The sequence below is a fragment of the Streptomyces sp. NPDC058662 genome (genome assembly GCF_042716255.1).
GTDB lineage: Bacteria > Actinomycetota > Actinomycetes > Streptomycetales > Streptomycetaceae > Streptomyces.
Map to the genome: position 1 here is coordinate 1 of NZ_JBHXRU010000005.1, position 16,510 is coordinate 16,510.

At 73.9% G+C, this 16,510-nt stretch carries 16 protein-coding genes; 5 read left to right on the top strand and 11 right to left on the bottom strand.

Going from position 1 to position 16,510, the window contains the following annotated elements; translation table 11 throughout:
- Positions 1-124: 124 nt before the first annotated feature.
- From ACFWUQ_RS03590 to ACFWUQ_RS03600, 3 genes are all read right to left on the bottom strand, one after another.
- Positions 125-694, bottom strand: a complete 570-nt coding sequence (locus ACFWUQ_RS03590) for a hypothetical protein (RefSeq protein ID WP_384532163.1) — start codon at positions 692-694, stop codon at positions 125-127.
- Positions 695-785: 91 nt separating this feature from the next.
- Positions 786-1,553: a thioredoxin family protein gene (locus tag ACFWUQ_RS03595; protein WP_384532165.1), complete on the bottom strand. Its 768-nt coding sequence runs from the start codon at positions 1,551-1,553 to the stop codon at positions 786-788.
- Positions 1,554-1,844: 291 nt separating this feature from the next.
- Positions 1,845-2,030 carry a hypothetical protein gene (locus ACFWUQ_RS03600; RefSeq protein ID WP_384532168.1) on the bottom strand — a complete coding sequence of 62 codons (186 nt, stop codon included), beginning with the start codon at positions 2,028-2,030 and terminating at the stop codon, positions 1,845-1,847.
- Between the two features lie 73 nt (positions 2,031-2,103).
- Here ACFWUQ_RS03600 and ACFWUQ_RS03605 point away from each other — a divergent pair, with 73 nt between their 5' ends.
- Positions 2,104-2,388 (top strand): hypothetical protein, encoded by a 285-nt coding sequence (locus ACFWUQ_RS03605; RefSeq protein WP_384532170.1) that lies wholly within the window; start codon positions 2,104-2,106, stop codon positions 2,386-2,388.
- Between the two features lie 339 nt (positions 2,389-2,727).
- Here the strand turns inward: ACFWUQ_RS03605 and ACFWUQ_RS03610 are convergent, their stop codons facing one another.
- The 8 genes from ACFWUQ_RS03610 to ACFWUQ_RS03645 all read right to left on the bottom strand — a co-directional run bounded on the left by ACFWUQ_RS03610 (position 2,728) and on the right by ACFWUQ_RS03645 (position 13,528).
- On the bottom strand, positions 2,728-3,609 hold the full coding sequence (locus ACFWUQ_RS03610) for a CAP domain-containing protein (RefSeq protein WP_384532173.1): 882 nt from the start codon (positions 3,607-3,609) through the stop codon (positions 2,728-2,730).
- A gap of 531 nt (positions 3,610-4,140) precedes the next feature.
- Positions 4,141-6,057 (bottom strand): helix-turn-helix domain-containing protein, encoded by a 1,917-nt coding sequence (locus ACFWUQ_RS03615; protein WP_384532175.1) that lies wholly within the window; start codon positions 6,055-6,057, stop codon positions 4,141-4,143.
- 124 nt (positions 6,058-6,181) lie between these two features.
- The gene (locus ACFWUQ_RS03620) at positions 6,182-7,561 is read right to left on the bottom strand and encodes an MFS transporter (RefSeq protein ID WP_384532178.1); all 1,380 of its coding nucleotides are present in this window, start codon (positions 7,559-7,561) and stop codon (positions 6,182-6,184) included.
- 97 nt (positions 7,562-7,658) lie between these two features.
- A complete protein-coding gene (locus ACFWUQ_RS03625; RefSeq protein ID WP_384532180.1) occupies positions 7,659-8,444 on the bottom strand; it encodes a 3-hydroxybutyrate dehydrogenase in 786 nt (261 codons plus the stop codon).
- A gap of 221 nt (positions 8,445-8,665) precedes the next feature.
- A complete protein-coding gene (locus ACFWUQ_RS03630; protein WP_384532486.1) occupies positions 8,666-10,063 on the bottom strand; it encodes a 3-hydroxybutyrate oligomer hydrolase family protein in 1,398 nt (465 codons plus the stop codon).
- 226 nt (positions 10,064-10,289) lie between these two features.
- A complete protein-coding gene (locus tag ACFWUQ_RS03635) occupies positions 10,290-11,591 on the bottom strand; it encodes a PHB depolymerase family esterase (protein ID WP_384532489.1) in 1,302 nt (433 codons plus the stop codon).
- A gap of 501 nt (positions 11,592-12,092) precedes the next feature.
- Entirely contained in the window at positions 12,093-12,746 is a 654-nt protein-coding gene (locus ACFWUQ_RS03640; RefSeq protein ID WP_384532183.1) for a CoA transferase subunit B, read from the bottom strand.
- Entirely contained in the window at positions 12,746-13,528 is a 783-nt protein-coding gene (locus ACFWUQ_RS03645; protein WP_384532185.1) for a CoA transferase subunit A, read from the bottom strand. The genes ACFWUQ_RS03640 and ACFWUQ_RS03645 overlap by 1 nt, the downstream gene beginning before the upstream one ends.
- Before the next feature lie 258 nt (positions 13,529-13,786).
- On the opposite strand from ACFWUQ_RS03645, the gene ACFWUQ_RS03650 reads away from it, so the two are divergent.
- The 4 genes from ACFWUQ_RS03650 (at position 13,787) to ACFWUQ_RS03665 (ending at position 16,472) form a co-directional block, all read left to right on the top strand.
- On the top strand, positions 13,787-14,053 hold the full coding sequence (locus ACFWUQ_RS03650; RefSeq protein ID WP_384532187.1) for a hypothetical protein: 267 nt from the start codon (positions 13,787-13,789) through the stop codon (positions 14,051-14,053).
- 209 nt (positions 14,054-14,262) lie between these two features.
- Positions 14,263-15,270 carry a dihydroxyacetone kinase subunit DhaK gene (dhaK, locus tag ACFWUQ_RS03655; RefSeq protein ID WP_384532190.1) on the top strand — a complete coding sequence of 336 codons (1,008 nt, stop codon included), beginning with the start codon at positions 14,263-14,265 and terminating at the stop codon, positions 15,268-15,270.
- A gap of 96 nt (positions 15,271-15,366) precedes the next feature.
- Positions 15,367-15,972 carry a dihydroxyacetone kinase subunit DhaL gene (gene dhaL, locus ACFWUQ_RS03660; RefSeq protein ID WP_384532192.1) on the top strand — a complete coding sequence of 202 codons (606 nt, stop codon included), beginning with the start codon at positions 15,367-15,369 and terminating at the stop codon, positions 15,970-15,972.
- Positions 15,973-16,079: 107 nt separating this feature from the next.
- The gene (locus tag ACFWUQ_RS03665; RefSeq protein ID WP_384532492.1) at positions 16,080-16,472 is read left to right on the top strand and encodes a PTS-dependent dihydroxyacetone kinase phosphotransferase subunit DhaM; all 393 of its coding nucleotides are present in this window, start codon (positions 16,080-16,082) and stop codon (positions 16,470-16,472) included.
- Positions 16,473-16,510 lie beyond the last annotated feature (38 nt).

The window sequence follows — 16,510 nt, forward strand, 5'->3', positions numbered from 1 at the left end:
GTCCGGTGCGGTGCATCGCAAGACGGCGGACCACGGCTCGTACTGGACGTACCGCCGTGGTCCGCCAACGCCGCGAGGTGCCGTGCCGGGCGCCGCGACCCGGTGAACCTTTCCGGCCACGGCACTAGGGCGCGGCGGCGAACACCGGGCCGTCGTCGGTGACGCGCAGGCGTACGGGGCGGTCGGAGACGGGGACGGTGCAGCCCTCCTCCGTGCTGCAGCTCGCGTACCCGATCAGTACGGTCGCCTCGCCGTTGCCGTCGGCGCTGACGGGGAGGGTGGCGGTGACGGGTCCGTCCGGGTAGACGGGGACGGGGGCCTCCACGCCGGGCACGCTGATGGTCCGTACCTCGGCTGCGGCCTCCAGTGGCCCGTCGGCTCGCAGGGCTCCGGTGACGGCCATGGTGGTGGGTCTGCCGACTCCTTCGATCCCGGTGGGCGGCAGGTCCTTGCTGTAGAGGTGGAAGCCCTCCTCGTCGGGGGTGAGGACGGCGGTCAGGGTGCCCTGCGCGGAGCGCCAGTCGGACACGGTGAGGGTGACGGTGACGCCGTTCTCGCTGAAGCGGGTCGTGGGCGGCGCGGCGCCCTTGCCGGCCTGTTGGGGGCCGCACGCGGCGAGGGCGGCCAGGGCGAGGAAGGCGGCCACCGCGGGGCGGGCCGTCCGCGCGGAGATCAGGTACGGGGAGCCGTTCATCTGTGCCTCGGTCTCGGTCTCGGGGGATCGGATCGGTTCCGGGCCGCCGTGGACGGCCCTGGGCGCCGGCGGGAGCGGCCCGCTGCTGTCATCACGCCCACTGGCGGAGGAAGGAGTTGATGCCCTCCGGCGTCAGGGCGGGGTTGCCCGTGAGGTGTGTGTCGGTGCGTACCGTGCCGGACGGGGTGACGACGACGAGGACGGGCATCTTGTAGCTTCCGCCCCCGGGGCTGTACTTGCGCAGCAGCGCGGACCCGGCGGAGCTGCCGCCACCGATGTCGATCTTGACCAGGTGGTACGAGGCTCCGAGGATCGCCGTGGTCTGGGGCTGCGCGAACACCTTGTCGGCGGCCTTGCAGTTGCCGCACCAGTTGGCGCCGAAGTCGAGCAGCACCATCCGCCCGTCCGACGCGGCCGCCCGCAGTGCCGCGTCCACCGCCTTCTGGGGGTCTGCCGCACTGTCGTAGCCGGGACCGGGTACGCGCGCCGGCGCGGGGGCGGAGGGGGTACGGGACGGCCGGGCGGTCGTCCGCGCGGCGGTCGCAGACGCCGTCTTCGCGCGCGCGGGGCTCGCCGAGGCGGCGGGCGGAGTGCTGTCGGACGCCGACGGGGAGGCGGAGGCCGTCGGGGTCGCCTCGGCGGACTCGGTGGCGGACGGCGCCTGGGACGGGAGGGCCGCGGACGGCGCCGCGGCCGTGACCGCCGGGGCGGACCGCGCGGCCGGGGACGACGGCCCGCACGCGGCGGTCAGCCCCACCGCGGCCACGGCGGCGGCGACCAGCGGGAGCCGCACGCCCAGGAGCGCGGCGGAGCGGGCCCGGACGCGGCTGCGGACGGGGCGGGGCGTGGGAGAGCGCATGGCGGGGCCACCTCGGGGAGCGGTGCGGAGTCCGGGGCGTGCGGGAACGCCGTCCGGAAGGGTGCGGCCTGCGGCCCGGCAGTTCGCCCGGAACACTGCGTCCCGGGCACCGGGGCCGCTCGGCTGACGTGAGCATAGGACCGCTCCGTGCCGCTCGGGCCCCGTGCGCCCGATCTTGAGGTTCCCCTAAGGAAGAGCTCACCTTCCGCTTCACCGGGACGTACGCGAGGGACGGACACCAGCCGACAAACAGCCGGAAAAGGGAGTTACGTTGAGAGGGGGCGGGGCCGCTCAGAAGGACGCCTCGCGGACGGTGGCCTTCGCCGACGGCGTGATCGTCGCCGTCATGGTCGAACGGTGGTCCGCGCCGGTGAAGGTGACCGTGAGGGAGTCGGCCGCGGTCTGCGAGGTGGAGGTCTTGAAGCCGCGGCCGGGGATCGCGGAGATCAGGCACACGCCCCGGCTGCCGTACCGCACCGTCACCTTGCCGCCCTGCGTGGGGACGGTGTGCAGGCCCGGTCCGCCCTCCTGGCAGTCGACGGCGAGAGGCTTGGGCGAGCTGGTCCGACCGGCCGTGGAGGAGGTCCTGGTGGGGGTGGAGGCCGAGGGCGACGGCCGCTCGGTCGCCGGGGGCGGGACGCTCGCGGAAGGGCTCGGCGGCGGCTCGCTCGGCGAGGGACTCGGCGGCGGAAGCCACGCGGGCGGCGAGTCGATGACCACCGGGGCGGCCCGCGCCACTGGGGGCGTACGGCTGGTCGATCCGACCACGAACTGGACCGTCGCGAGCACGGCGGTCACGCTGGTGACGGTGCACGACAGCCATATGAGCAAGTAGCGCGGAATTCGGGGCACGGCCCCATAGTGGCCGACGGCCAGGGGCGCTTGTCACCGGCTCCCGCTCCAGGCCTCCCCTACCGGCCTCGCGGCTCGGGCTGCCTCCCCGTCTTGGGCTCCCGGGCTCGGGCTGCCGGTGCGGGCATCCCGGTACCGGACGCGGCCGCTGACGCCGACGTCCTCCTGACCCGGTGACGGGTCAGGAGGACGTGTGCCGCTCGGCCGGCGGGCCGGTCACGGCGGGCGCGGCCTCACGCGCGTGTGGGGGAGGCACGCGGAGGCCGGGTCAGGGGGCTTGCGGTTCGCGGCCGGTGACCAGTGGGTCGGCGGCCTGCGGCAGTCAGCTCGGCGTGCCGAAGTTCTGCGTCCACCACGGGCCGCCGTCGCCCTTGTGGACGCCTATGCCGATCTCCTTGAAGGCGCAGTTGAGGATGTTTGCCTTGTGGCCGGAGCTGTTCATCCAGGCCTTCATCACGGCGTCGGCGTCGCTCTGACCGCGGGCTATGTTCTCGCCCAGCCGCGACCACTTGTACCCGGCGGCCTCGACGCGGCTGGTCATGGTGGAGCCGTCCGGACCGGTGTGGGACATGACCCCGCTGCGGGCCATGGTGTCGCTGTACGCCCGTGCGGCCGCGTTCAGCTTGGCGTTCGCGGCCAGCGGGCCGCATCCGGCCGCCGCCCGCTCCTTGTTGACCAGGGCGAGGACGGCGGACTCGGACGGGTCCGCGGCACCACCGGAGCCGCCGGAGCCACCGGAGCCGCCCGACGTGCCGGAGCCCCCGGAACCGCCGCCCGTCGTCGCGGGGGCGGTACGTACGGGCTTGCGCGTCTGCGGCGGGGCCGGCGCGGCGGGCTCGCTCGCCGGGGCCTCGGCCTTCGTGGGAGTGGCGGAAGCACTGGCCTCGGCGCCGGGCGTCTCCGGAGGGAGCGAGCCGGGGGCGGCCGCCGCCTCGGCGGTGACCGCGGGCAGGGCCGGGGTGGGGGACGCCGACTCCGCCCCGCTGTCCGCGCCCGCCGCCCCGGTCTTCGCGCCGGACTTCGCACCGGCGGCGCCGTCGGCCCGGCTGTCCGCTCGCCCGCCGCTGTCGGAGTCAGCCACCGCGACGCCGACCGCGACCGCGGCTGCGGCCGCGGTGAGGGACAGCACGATGCGCGTGCGCACCGCCTTCTTGCGGCGGGCTTCGACACGGGACGGCGTTGCGGGGGTTTGGCTGCGGCTCATGCCGGTAGCACCTCACGGAGAGAATGGGAGGAAGGGGCTCCGGCTGAGCCTAGGACGGTGACCAGCGAAAAGATCCGTTCGGAGCCGTTCTTCAACCTCCCTTAAGGAAGCCCGCAGGATCGGCACAGGACGATTGGGGCCAATCGCCCCCGACGCCGCCTCAGGTGGGCTCAGTCGCCGCCGCCTCCTCCCCCGCAGGAAGACCCGCCGCCCCCGCAGGAGGACCCGCCGCCGCAGCCGTGGCCGCCGCTGTCACCGCCGCCGCCCCAGGACCGGGAGCGGCGCCGCTGGGAAGGAGGCCTGCCCGCCCGTAGCGCCGCGACCGCCAGCACGATGAGGACGAACCCCACCATCACCACGTACTCCATGAGCCGTACCCCCGTTGTTCCGTTCGTTCGCGATCTGTGAACGGGGGATGCCCCGCGCGGAGGTTCCCAAGCCGGGTTTGAGCAAGTTCAGAGCTTGCCCCCCGGGGGGGCGCGCACGCCCTTCAGCGCGGTGATCGCCGGGATACCGGCGGCCTGCATCGCGCTAGGACTCCGGCCCGTTCTTCGGTGCTATGCGGGCGATGCGCAGGGCGAGCTGGATCTCCAGCACCCTCTCCGGGGACTGCCAGTCACGGCCGAGGAGTTGTCCGATGCGGTCCAGGCGCTGCACCACGGTGTTGATGTGCACGTGGAGGGCCTCTCTCGCCCTGGACTGGCTCATCCCGACGGCGAAGTAGACCTGGAGGGTGTGCATGAGGTCGGTGCCGCGTTTGGCGTCGTACTCGACGACGGGGCCCACGGTCTGGCGGACGTATCCGCCCAGGTCGGTCTGGTCCCCGAGGAGTACGCCGAGGAACCCGAGGTCGGTCAGGGCGGAGCCGGTGCCGTCGTGGCCCAGTGCGCGGAGCGCGGCCAGGCAGCGGCGGGCTTCCGCGTGGGCGTCGGCGAAGCCTCCGGGGCCGGTCACGGGGCCGGCGGCTCCGACGGTGACGGGGGAGCCCACGGCGTGGCCCAGTTCCTCGGCGAGTGAGCGCGCGCAGGAGCTCGGGGTGTCGGACGGGTAGAGGAGTACCACGTCGTCGTGGTGGGGGCCGGCCAGTCCCTTGCGGTTCTGCGCGGTGCGGGCGGCCGCGGACAGCAGCCGTTGGCGCGGCGCCGCCTCGGCGTGGAGCACGAAGACCGAGTGGGGGTGGTTCAGGTTCAGCCTGAGGCGGCGGGCGCGGGCCGACAGGCTGGTGGTGTCCGCGGCCCGGGTGAGCAGGTCTCCCAGGAGTTCGCCGCGTACCCGGTCCTCTGCCTCGGCGACGGAGCGCCGCAGGAGCAGGAGCAAGGCGGTGACGACGCTGGCCCGTTCGAAGAGGCGGCGGTCGGCCTCGCTGAGGTCGGCGCGGCCGGTCAGCGCGATGCTGCCGAGGAGTTCGTGTCCGGCGAGGACGGCGCACACCCAGGTGCCCTGCACGGGAACGGCGCGTCCTCCGGCGCGGGAGGCCGCGACGGCCTGCGCCGAGGGGGGTCGGGGGTCTGCCCCGGCCCGGGCGAGTTCGGCGCCCTCGGCGTCGTGGATGAGGGTCCCGCCCTGGAGTACGGCGCCGATGGCGTTCGCGACCTCGGCGATGTCCCCGCCGCGCAGGACGAGGTCGGTGAGCCGGTCGTGGGCGTCCTCGGCCCGCCGCATGGCCTGGCTGTGGGCCTCGATCGTCTGCGACGCCGCGTTGAGGTCGACGAGGGCGGTACGCGTCTCCTCCAGCAGGCGGGCGCTGTCGATGGCGATGGCGGCGTGGTCGGCCAGCGAGGACAGCAGCGCGATCTCGTCGGGGGTGAAGGTGCGGGCGGTGCGGTCCGCCGCGTAGAGGACTCCGATGACACGGGTCCCGACCCGCAGCGGTACGCCGAGGATGGCCCGCAGGCCCTCCTCCGTCACGGCGCTGTCGATGGTGGTGGTGTGCTTGAAGCGCGGGTCGTCGCGGTAGTCGCCGGTGGTGTACGGGCGGGCCGTCTCGGCCACCAGGCCGCCGAGGCCCTCGCCCATGCCGAGGCGGACCTGCTGGAACGCGGCGGACACGCATCCGTCGGTCACCCGCATGTAGGTGTCGCCGGCCTCGTCGTCGTTGAGGGACAGGTACGTGACGTCCGTGCCGAGCAGCAGCTTGGCCCGGTGGGTGATCGCCCGGAGGACGGCGTCGAGGTCCCTGAGGGCAGCGAGGTCGCCGGCGGTGTCGAAGAGCGCGGCGAGTTCCACCTCGCGCCGGCGGTGCTGGATGAGCGTGCGGCGGATGCGCAGCGCCACCTGGGTGGCTTCGGCGATCGCGGCTCTGTCCGGCTCGGGGACGCCCGCGTCCTGGGCGGCCTCGCCCGGACGCGTGAAGTGTTCGAGGGGTGCGCCCTGGGCGAGGAGGTCCAGCAGCTGCCGCACGGCGGCGAACGCCGGTCCCGCGTCGGGCTTCTTCACCGAGGGGGGCATGGGCGGCTCTCCGGGGTTCTGGATGCGGTGGGGTGCGCGCGTACCGGGTGTTCCGCCGGTGGGCGCGGGCCCGGTGCGGTGCCCGCCGTACCACCCGGGGCGGCGCGGTACGGCGGGTGCCCGCTCAGCTGTCGGCCGGGACCCGGTCGTGCTGGGTCGTGCGGCTGCCGGGGACTGTCGCGTCGCCGGGCAGGTGGTCCTGCGCCAGGTTACGCCCGCGGGTCTCCTTGGCCGCCAGCACGGTCAGGGTGGTGACGGCCGCCGCCGCGGCGAGGTAGATCGAGATCGGGGTGGACGAGTCGTAGGCGTCGAGCAGGGCGACCGCGATGATGGGGGCGAGCGCGCCGCCGATGATGGACGCGAGCTGGGAGCCCATGGAGGCGCCGGAGTAGCGGATCCTGGTGTCGAACATCTCGGAGATGAAGGCCGCTTGGGGCCCGTACATCGCGCCGTGCAGGACCAGCCCGATGGTGACGGCGGCGGCGATCACGGGGAACGACTTGGTGTCCAGCATCGCGAAGAACGCGAACGCCCAGCCGGCCATGCCCACCGAGCCGATCAGGGTGACCGGGCGGCGGCCGATCCGGTCGGACAGCGCGCCCCACGCGGGGATCGTGACGAAGTGGACGGCGGAGCCGATGAGGGCGGCGTTCAGCCCCTGGCTCTTGGACAGCCCGAGGTGGGTGGTGATGTAGACGAGCAGGAAGGCCGTGATGATGTAGTACGAGATGTTCTCGCCGAACCGGGTGCCGACGGCGGTGAGGACTCCGCGCCAGTTCGTCCGGAACACCTCGGCCACGGGCGGCTTCTCCTTGACGCCGGCGGCGGCGCGCTCGGCGGCCTTGGCCTGGGCCTCCAGGAAGACCGGGGACTCCGAGACCGATACGCGGATCCACAGGCCGATCAGCACCAGCACGCCGGAGAGCAGGAACGGGATCCGCCATCCCCAGGCGAGGAACGCCTCCTCGGACTGGAACGCGGCCAGCAGCGCCAGTACGCCGGTGGCCAGCAGGTTGCCGCCGGGGGCGCCGGCCTGGGGCCAGGAGGCCCAGAAGCCGCGGTTCTTGTCGTCGCCGTGTTCGGAGACCAGCAGGACCGCACCGCCCCACTCGCCGCCGAGGGCGAAGCCCTGGACCAGCCGCAGCAGGGTGAGCAGGATCGGGGCTCCGACGCCGATGGTGGCGTGCGTGGGCAGCAGGCCCATGGCGAAGGTGGCGCCGCCCATCAGCAGCAGGCTGAGGACGAGGAGCTTCTTGCGGCCGATCTTGTCGCCGTAGTGGCCGAAGACCATGCCGCCGAGCGGTCGGGCCGCGAAGCCGATGGCGTAGGTGAGGAAGGCCAGCAGGGTGCCGACCAGGGGCTCGCTGGTCGGGAAGAACAGCTCGTTGAAGACGAGGGCGGCGGCGGAGCCGTACAGGAAGAAGTCGTACCACTCGATGGTGGTGCCGATCAGGCTGGCGCTGATGACACGCGCGATACCGGTTCTGGGTGCCTGGTTTGGCATGGCGGGGTACCACATTTCGGCTGGGAGCGGTGGTGGGAGTGCGTGCAGGTACGGGAGAGGGCGCGGGGGACGGCCAGGGGAACGGGGGTGGGGGCGGTCAGGCCGCGGTCCAGCCGCCGTCCAGGGGGAGGGAGGAACCGGTGATGTAGCCGGTGTGGGGACCGCAGATCCACAGGGCGACGGCGGCGACCTCCTCGGGCCGGATCATCCGTTTGATCGCGGAGCGGCTGAGCATCACCTCGCTGACGACCTGTTCCGGGTCGATGCCGTGGGCCGCGGCCTGGGCGGCGATCTGCTGCTCGACCAGGGGCGTGCGGACGTAGCCGGGGTTGATGCAGTTGCTGGTGACGCCGTACGGGGCCCCTTCGAGCGCCGCGACCTTGCTCAGCCCTTCGAGGGCGTGCTTCGCGGTCACGTAGCCGGCCTTGAAGGCGCTGGCGCGCAGGCCGTGCACGCTGGAGATGTTGACGACCCGGCCCCAGCCCCGCGCGTACATGTGCGGCAGGGTCCGGCGCAGCAGCAGGAAGGGTGCGTGGACCATGACCTTCTGGATGAGCTCGAAGCGTTCCGGAGGGAACTCGGTCAGCGGCGCCACGTGCTGGAATCCGGCGTTGTTGACGAGGACGTCGACCTCGGCCGGCAGTTCCTCCACGGAGTCGGGACGGGCCAGGTCCACCACGTGGGCCCGGCCGCCGATCTCCTCGGCGACGGCCTCGGCCGACTCCTTGTCGATGTCGACGACGTGGACGAGGGCTCCGGCGGCGGCGAACGCCGTGGCGCAGGCCCGTCCGATGCCGCTGCCCGCGCCGGTCACCATGGCGGTGCGGCCGGTCAGGTCGACACCTGCTGTCCCGTCGAACGCGGGAGTGATTCCGCTTGTCATGGCCGGAATCATGCGGGACACGCACGTGCCACTCCCATGTGCGGGCCCGCCACAGTCGGGCGCCGCCCTGTGTGGGTCTTCACCAACGGGCCGGCTCCGGGGTGGCGTACGGCGGACTCGCGACGGGTTAGCGGCGGATTCGCGACGGGCGTCGCGGCAGGTGGCAGACGCGCGGGAGCGGGGCCCGCAGAGGGACCCCGCTCCCGCGGTCTCGCACCATGTCAGGCGGTGTCAGGTGTGAGCCGGCACCGGGTGAGCAGGCTTTCGGGGTCCGCGGCGCCCGGGCGGGGCAAGGTGCGGCTGGGAGGCGGCTGGACGCCGCGGCCCAGCCAGCCCTCCAGTGCCGTGAAGGCCGAGCGGTGGCAGGGCGTCAGCGGGCGGAGCCGGTCGGGGAAGGCGTCGTAGAGCGAGTCGACGTGCGTTCCTCCCTCGACCCGGTAGTAGCGGAAGAGGTGGCCGCGGCCCGCGGCCCGCACCATCTCTGCGTACACGTCGGACCCCTGGCCGATGGGAAGCAGCACGTCGAGGGTGCCGTGCAGAGTGATCAGGGGTCGGCCTATCCGCCCGGTCAGGGCGATCTTCGCGACGGCCTGGTGGACGCTCCGCGGTCGGGAGCCGTAGTCGTAGTCGCTGTCGCAGGCGGGCGAGCCCGGTGCGCAGAACGGCGTTCCGGCCTCCAGCGCGCCGTCGTAGCCCGGATCCAGTTCCTCGCGGTAGATCCGCTGGGTCAGATCCCAGTAGTACTGGTGGTGGAAGGGCCACAGGAACTCCGAGCCGGTGGGGAAGCCGGCCGCCGTCATCTCGCGGTGCGCCCGTTCCGCGCCCTCGCCGCCCGCCGCGTACGCGGGGTAGGCGCGCAGTGCGGGCGGCAGGAAGGTGAGCAGGTGCGGCCCTCGCGTCCGCCAGAGCGTGCCCTCCCAGTCCACTCCCCCGGAGTACAGCTCGGGGTGGTTCTCCAACTGCCACCGCACCAGGTAGCCGCCGTTCGACATACCGGTGGCCAGTGTGGTCGAGGGGGGCCGGTGGTAGCGCTGCCCGACCACGGCGCGGGCGGCCCGGGTGAGCTCGGTGACGCGGGTGTTCCACTCGGCTATGGCGTCGCCCGGGGCGGCGCCGTCCCGGTGGAAGGCGGCGCCGGTGTTGCCCTTGTCCGTGGCAGCGAAGGCGTAGCCCCGGGACAGGACCCAGTCCCCGATGGCGCGGTCGTTGGCGTACTGCTCGCGGACTCCCGGGGAGCCCGCGACGACCAGGCCGCCGTTCCAGCGGTCGGGCAGGCGGATCACGAACTGCGCGTCGTGGTTCCAGCCGTGGTTGGTGTTGCCGCGCGAGGTGTCCGGGAAGTAGCCGTCGATCTGGATACCGGGCACCCCGTCCGGAACGGGCAGCGCGGCCGGGGTCAGCCCCGCCCAGTCGGCCGTGTCGGTGTGGCCCGAGGCCACGGTGCCGGCCGTGGTGAGCTCGTCCAGGCAGGACCTCTCCTGCCGTTCGGCGCCCGGCACCTTCAGCCGGGACATCGACGCGCAGTGGCCCGCCGTCCCGGCTTCGCCGCCGGGCTGGGCCGCCGCCGGGACGGCGGCCACGACCAGGAGGGCGGCCGCCGCCGCGGCTGCGCGCCGCAGGGTCCGGGTATGCCGCCGCTCGGGGCTCGATCGCCGCGGCGGCGGGGGGACGTGCGGTGCTCGGCGCACTGGGGGCACGGGTACCTCCGAGAAGGGTGGGGTCGGCGGGCAAGCGGACGCTATGCCGCCGGCCACCTCCCCGGTCAGGGCGCCGGGCACCACAAGCCCGGTCCCGGACATGGGGTCGCGCACCACAGGGCCGCGGCGCGCCCCGGCCGGCGGGCGGTCAGGAGCACATTCCGTCGGCGAGGACGTAGTAGCCGGCGGGTGACTCCTTCAAGGTGTGCGTGACGAAGGTGTTGTACAGGCCCATGTTCTGGTTCGATCCCTTGGCGTAGGCGTAGCCGCCGGCGGTGGTGGCCCGACCGGCTTGTACGTGCTGGTAGTTGCTCGCGGTCCAGCACTTGGCGGCCGCGCCGGTGGTGGTGGCGGCGACCTCGGCGGAGCGCACGCCCTCCGTACCGGCCGCGTCGCGGGCGGCCACGCTGTAGTGGTGGGCGGTGCCCGCGCTCAGGCCCGTGTCGGTGAACGGGGCGGCGGTGGGTGTGGCGACGCGGGCGCCGTCCCGGTACACCGCGTACGAGGCGGCGCCCGCGACCGCGTTCCAGTTCAGGGTGACCGACGTGTCCGTGGCTCCCGTAGCGCTCAGGCCGCCGGGGGCCGGCAGCCCTCCGGGGTCCGGGGCGGAGCCGTCCAGGCCGAAGAACGCGGTGACCCAGTGGCTGGAGCAGATGGAGCGGATGAAGTTCGCGGTCCCGGCGGCGCCGCACTGCTGGGCGCCGGTGCCGGGGTCGACGGGGGTGCCGTGAGCGATGGAGGGCACCCGGTCGACCTCGACGGCGACCGCGCCGCCGGGCGCGAGGTACTGCTCCCTCCTGGTCTGGTTGGGGCCGATGGTGGAGGTGCGGTCCGGGGCCTGGTCCAGACCGTGGAGGGCGGTCCACTGGTCGCGCAGTTCCACCGCGTTCCTCGGTACGACCGTGGTGTCGTTGTCGCCGTGCCAGACCGCCACCCGCGGCCAGGGGCCGTTGTACCCGGGGTTGGCGTCGCGGACGCTCTGGGCCCAGGCCGAGGGCGTCCGGTCCACGCCGGGGCTCATACACGTGTACGCGGCCGAGACGGTGTCGGCGCAGCCGTAGGGAATACCGGCGATCACCGCGCCCGCCGCGAAGACGTCGGGGTACGCGGCGAGCATCACCGAGGTCATCGCGCCGCCGGCGGACAGTCCGGTGGCGTACACGCGGGCCGGATCCGTGCCGTAGGCGGAACCGGCGTGCGCGACCATCTGGCGGATCGAGGCGGCCTCGCCCTGGCCGCGCCGATTGTCGCCGGGCTCGAAGAAGTTGAAGCACTGGCCGGCGTTGTTGGCGGCGGTGGTCTCCGCGAGGACCAGCACGAAGCGCTGCTGATCGGCGAACTTCGTCAGGCCCGAGTTGTCGGCGTAGATCTGGGCCGTCTGGGTGCAGCCGTGCAGCGCGACCACGACGGCCGGGTTGGCGGGCAGACCGGCGGGCCGGTACACGTACATGTTCAGCGCGCCCGGGTTGGCGCCGAAACTGCTGACCTTCTGCAGGGCGACGCCTGCCTCGGCGGCGGCCGGTGCGCCCGCGGGCGGCAGCAGGGCCGCTCCCGCCACCAGGGCCACGACGGCGGTCAGCCGGCTCAGGGCACGGCGCCCGCGCCCTCTCCCTCCCGCGGGACGCCGGGGGCCTCGGGGCGGCGGCGACAGCGGCGGCGGACTCGGCTCCGGCTTGGGTGCCGGCGCTGATGCCGACGTCGATGTCGACTTCGGACGTATCGCGAACAACGGCATGGCGGTGGCTCCCTCGGCGGGTGACGCACGATCGGAACGGATCGCGCGACCCCCCGGCACGGCCGTCGACGAGGTGGCCGGCACCTGGGGGTGGCCGCAAAGGTAGGAGCGGAGGTCGCCGCCTCAGAATGGCGCCGCGCCCCACAGCCTGCCGCTGCGACTGCGTTCCTCGCCCCGTTGCGTCGCGAACGCCGTCCTGCTAGTGCCATGACCGGCTCAGGCACCGGCCACCAGGTCCGCGGCGAGCGCCAGTTCCGCGCCGGTCGCCGCCCGCACCTCGTCCACGCTCACGCCGGGAGCCACCTCACGCAGCACGAACCCGGACCGTGTGACGTCGAGTACCGCGAGATCGGTGATGACGCGGTGCACCACACCTCGCCCCGTGAGCGGCAGTGTGCATTCCCCCACCAGCTTGTGCGAGCCGTCCCGGGCCGTGTGCTCCATGAGGACGATCACCCGGCGGGCGCCGTGGACCAGGTCCATGGCCCCGCCCATCCCCTTGACCATCTTCCCCGGGATCATCCAGTTGGCGAGGTCGCCGAAGGCCGACACCTGCATGGCGCCCAGGACCGCGACGTCGATGTGACCGCCCCGGATCATGCCGAAGGACAGTGCGGAATCGAAGGCGGACGCACCGGCGGCGAGAGTGACCGTCTCCTTGCCCGCGTTGATCAGGTCGGGGTGGATGTCCTCCTCGTGCGGGTACGGTCCGACGCCGAGGACGCCGTTCTCCGAATGGAGGACGACCTCGACACCGGCCGGCATGTGGTTGGGGATGAGGGTGGGCAGGCCTATCCCGAGGTTGACGTACGAGCCGTCGGCCAGCTCCCGGGCGGCCCGGGCCGCCATCTGCTCACGTGTCAGGGCCATCAGGCGGTCTCCTCGGTACGCGGTCGCGCGGTGCGCCGCTCGATGCGCTTCGCCGCGGCCGGATCGCCGGCCGCGACACGGATGACACGCTGGACGAAGATGCCGGGCAGATGGACGCGGTCCGGATCGATCTCGCCCGGCTCGACGAGCTCCTCGACCTCGGCCACGGTGACGCGTCCCGCCATGGCGGCGAGGGGGTTGAAGTTGCGGGCGGAGGAGTGGAAGACGAGGTTGCCGTGCCGGTCGCCGACCGCCGCCCGTACAAGCGCGAAGTCGGTGGCGATCCCCTCCTCCAGGAGGTACGCGCGACCGCCGAAGGACCTCGTCTCCTTGGGCGGGGACGCCACGACGACGCCTCCGTCGGGGGCGTGGCGCCAGGGCAGGCCGCCGTCCGCGATCTGCGTTCCGACTCCCGCCGGCGTGTAGAAGGCCGGTATGCCCGCTCCCCCGGCCCGCAGCCGCTCGGCCAGCGTGCCCTGCGGGACCAGCTCCACCTCCAACTCGCCACTGAGGTACTGGCGGGCGAACTCCTTGTTCTCCCCCACGTACGAGCTGGTCATACGGGCGATCAGTCCTTGGCGCAGCAGCAGGCCGAGGCCCCAGTCGTCCACACCGCAGTTGTTGGAGACCACGCGCAGGCCGCCGACGCCGCGCCGGCGCAGGGCCTCGATCAGCACGCCGGGTATCCCGCACAGTCCGAATCCGCCGACCGCCAGGGAGTCGCCCTCCCCCACATCGGCGACCGCTTCGAGGGCGTCTCCGACCACCTTGTCCACACTCATCCACCACTCCCTCGCCCTGACCGCACACCCCGTGCCGGCTCCGGTCCGGGGCGTACGGATCAACTGGGTGCGAGCCTAGGAAGCGGGTCGCGGGCATGCGATGGCGCCAGACCCCACACCGCGCCGCCCCAGCATGTGGGACCGACCCCCCCGAACCCGCGGCGCGATGCCCGGACCGCGGACGCGGACACCGCGCGCAGAACCCGACGCACACGAGCCGATCCCCTGGATCGCCGCCCGCCCGGCCACACTGGAGCCATGAGTGATCAGCACGCCACCGGCGACCAGCCCAGCACCGGCCGCGGCCGGGGCCAGACCCGCGAGCCCCAGTACCGCCACCACCTCCGGTACGAGAACCCGGCCGGCCAGGCGTGGACCAGCCCCGAGGGGCACACCCTGCGCACTCCGTCCGGCCTCACCGTCGTGACGTGCGCCTGCGGCCTCACCACCGAGGCGCTCGCGAGCGACGACGCGCGGCTCGTCTACGAGGAACACCGCAACGCGATCCGCGACGAGATCGCGTGAGCGGACGGAGAGTCCCGGACCGCGGGTACCGGGTCGGCCGGTGACCGCGGCCGCCCGGTCGTCCTCCGGGCCGCCGGCGCCACTACCGCGATGCTCTCGGTCTCCCCGGTCGGGAACCGGTACCGTCGCAGCCATCGAGCCGCCCGTCCCCGGCACGGTCGCGGGGCACCGGTCCGACGGTCACTTGTCAGCCTCACCGGGAGATACGCATGCGGATGCTGATCAACAGTCCGGAGTCCGTGGTCGCCGACGCCCTGCGCGGGATGGCCGCCGCGCATCCCGATCTGGACGTCGACGTGGAGCGGCGGGTGGTCGTACGGCGCGACGCGCGGGACGGGCGCCGGGTCGGGGTGGTGTCCGGGGGCGGCTCCGGCCACGAGCCGCTGCACGCCGGCTTCGTGGGGTACGGGATGCTGTCGGCCGCGTGTCCCGGGGAGGTGTTCACCTCGCCGGTGCCCGACCAGATGGTCCGGGCCGCGGGGGCGGTGGACACCGGGCAGGGTGTGCTGTTCGTCGTCAAGAACTACACCGGGGACGTGCTGAACTTCGATATGGCCGCCGAACTCGCCGAGGAGGACGGCCTGCGGATCGAGCGGGTACTGGTCGACGACGACGTCGCGGTGACCGACAGCCTGTACACCGCCGGACGGCGCGGCACCGGCGGCACCCTCTTCGTCGAGAAGATCGCCGGGGCCGCGGCGGAGGAGGGGGCTCCCCTGGAGCGGGTCACCGCGCTCGCCCGGCGGGTCAACGAGTCCTCGCGCAGTTTCGGCGTGGCGCTGAGCCCGTGCAGCACGCCTGCGAAGGGCAGCCCGACCTTCGACCTGCCCGACGGGGAGATGGAGTTGGGCATCGGGATCCACGGCGAACCGGGGCGGGAACGGCGGGCGGCCATGCCGGCCCGGGACATCGCGGAGGTCGCGGTGGGCGCCGTGCTGGAGGACCTGGCCGGGGTGGGGCCGGGCGGCGGCGGCCCGGTGCTGGCGCTGGTGAACGGGATGGGGGCGACTCCGCTGCTGGAGCTGTACGGATTCCACGCGGAGGTGGCGCGGGTGCTCGCCGAGCGGGGTGTGCCCGTGGCGCGGACGCTGGTGGGGAACTACGTCACGTCGCTGGACATGGCGGGGTGCTCGGTGACGCTGTGCCGGGCGGACGACGAGCTGCTGCGGCTGTGGGACGCCCCGGTCCAGACGGCCGCCCTGCGCTGGGGCCGCTGACGGCGGGGTGGAACGCGAGGTGGCCGGGGAAGGATGGGGCGGACCGCGGTCCGGGTTTCCGGGCAGTGCGAGGGCAGTGCGAGGTGAGGAGATCCCGTGCGTGACGCAGACTTTTTCCGGCGCTGGATGGAGGCCGTCGCGGCCGCCGTGGAGCGCGAGGCGGACCGGCTGACCGAGCTCGACTCCGCCATCGGCGACGCCGACCACGGAAGCAACCTGCTGCGGGGGTTCAGGGCCGTACGGGCCGCCCTCGCGGCCGAGGTCCCGGCGGCGCCCGGCGACGTACTGCGCCTGGCCGGTCGGACGCTGATCTCTACGGTCGGCGGCGCGTCCGGGCCGTTGTACGGGACGCTGCTGCGGCACGCGGGCAAGGAGCTGGGGGCGGGCGCCGAGGTGGGTGACACCGAGCTGGCCGAGGCGCTGCGGGCGGGGGTCGACGCGGTGGCGCGGCTGGGCGGGGCGGCGCCGGGCGACAAGACGATGCTGGACGCGCTGGTGCCGGGCGTGGCCGCGCTGGGTACGTCGTACCGGGCGGCGGCGGACGCGGCGGAGGAGGGGGCGCTGGCCACCGTGCCGCTGCGGGCGCGCAAGGGGCGGGCCAGCTACCTCGGGGAGCGGAGCATCGGGCACCAGGATCCGGGCGCGGCCTCCTCGGCGTTGCTGCTCGGGGCACTGGCGGACGTGGCGGACGGTGCGCTGTGACGGGCGGGAACGAGGACGGGAACACGGGCGCGAGCACGGGCGCGAGTACGGGCGCGAGCACGGGCGCGAGCACGGCCGGGCGTACGGCCGGGCCCGCGGGGGGCGGTCTGGTCGGCATCGTGCTGGTGTCGCACAGCGCGGCGGTGGCGCGGTCGGTGGCCGAACTCGCGCGCGACCTCGCTGGAGGCGGCCCCGTGTGCCCGGTGGCGACGGCGGGCGGGACGGCCGACGGCGGACTGGGGACGAGTGCGGAGCTGATCGTCGCGGCTGCGCGGGAGGTGGACGGGGGCGCCGGGGTCGCGCTGCTCGTGGACCTGGGGAGCTCGGTCCTGACGGTGAAGGCGCTGCTGCTGGACGAGGAACTGCCGTCCGGCTCGCGGCTGGTGGACGCGCCGTTCGTGGAGGGCGCGATCGCCGCGGTGGTCGCCGCGTCGGCGGGCGCGGCGCTGGACGCCGTCGCGTCCGTGGCGGCGGAGGCGTACACGTACCGCAAGGCGTGACCCGTCCGGGCGCGGGCCGCGTCGCCCGGAGGGGCGGG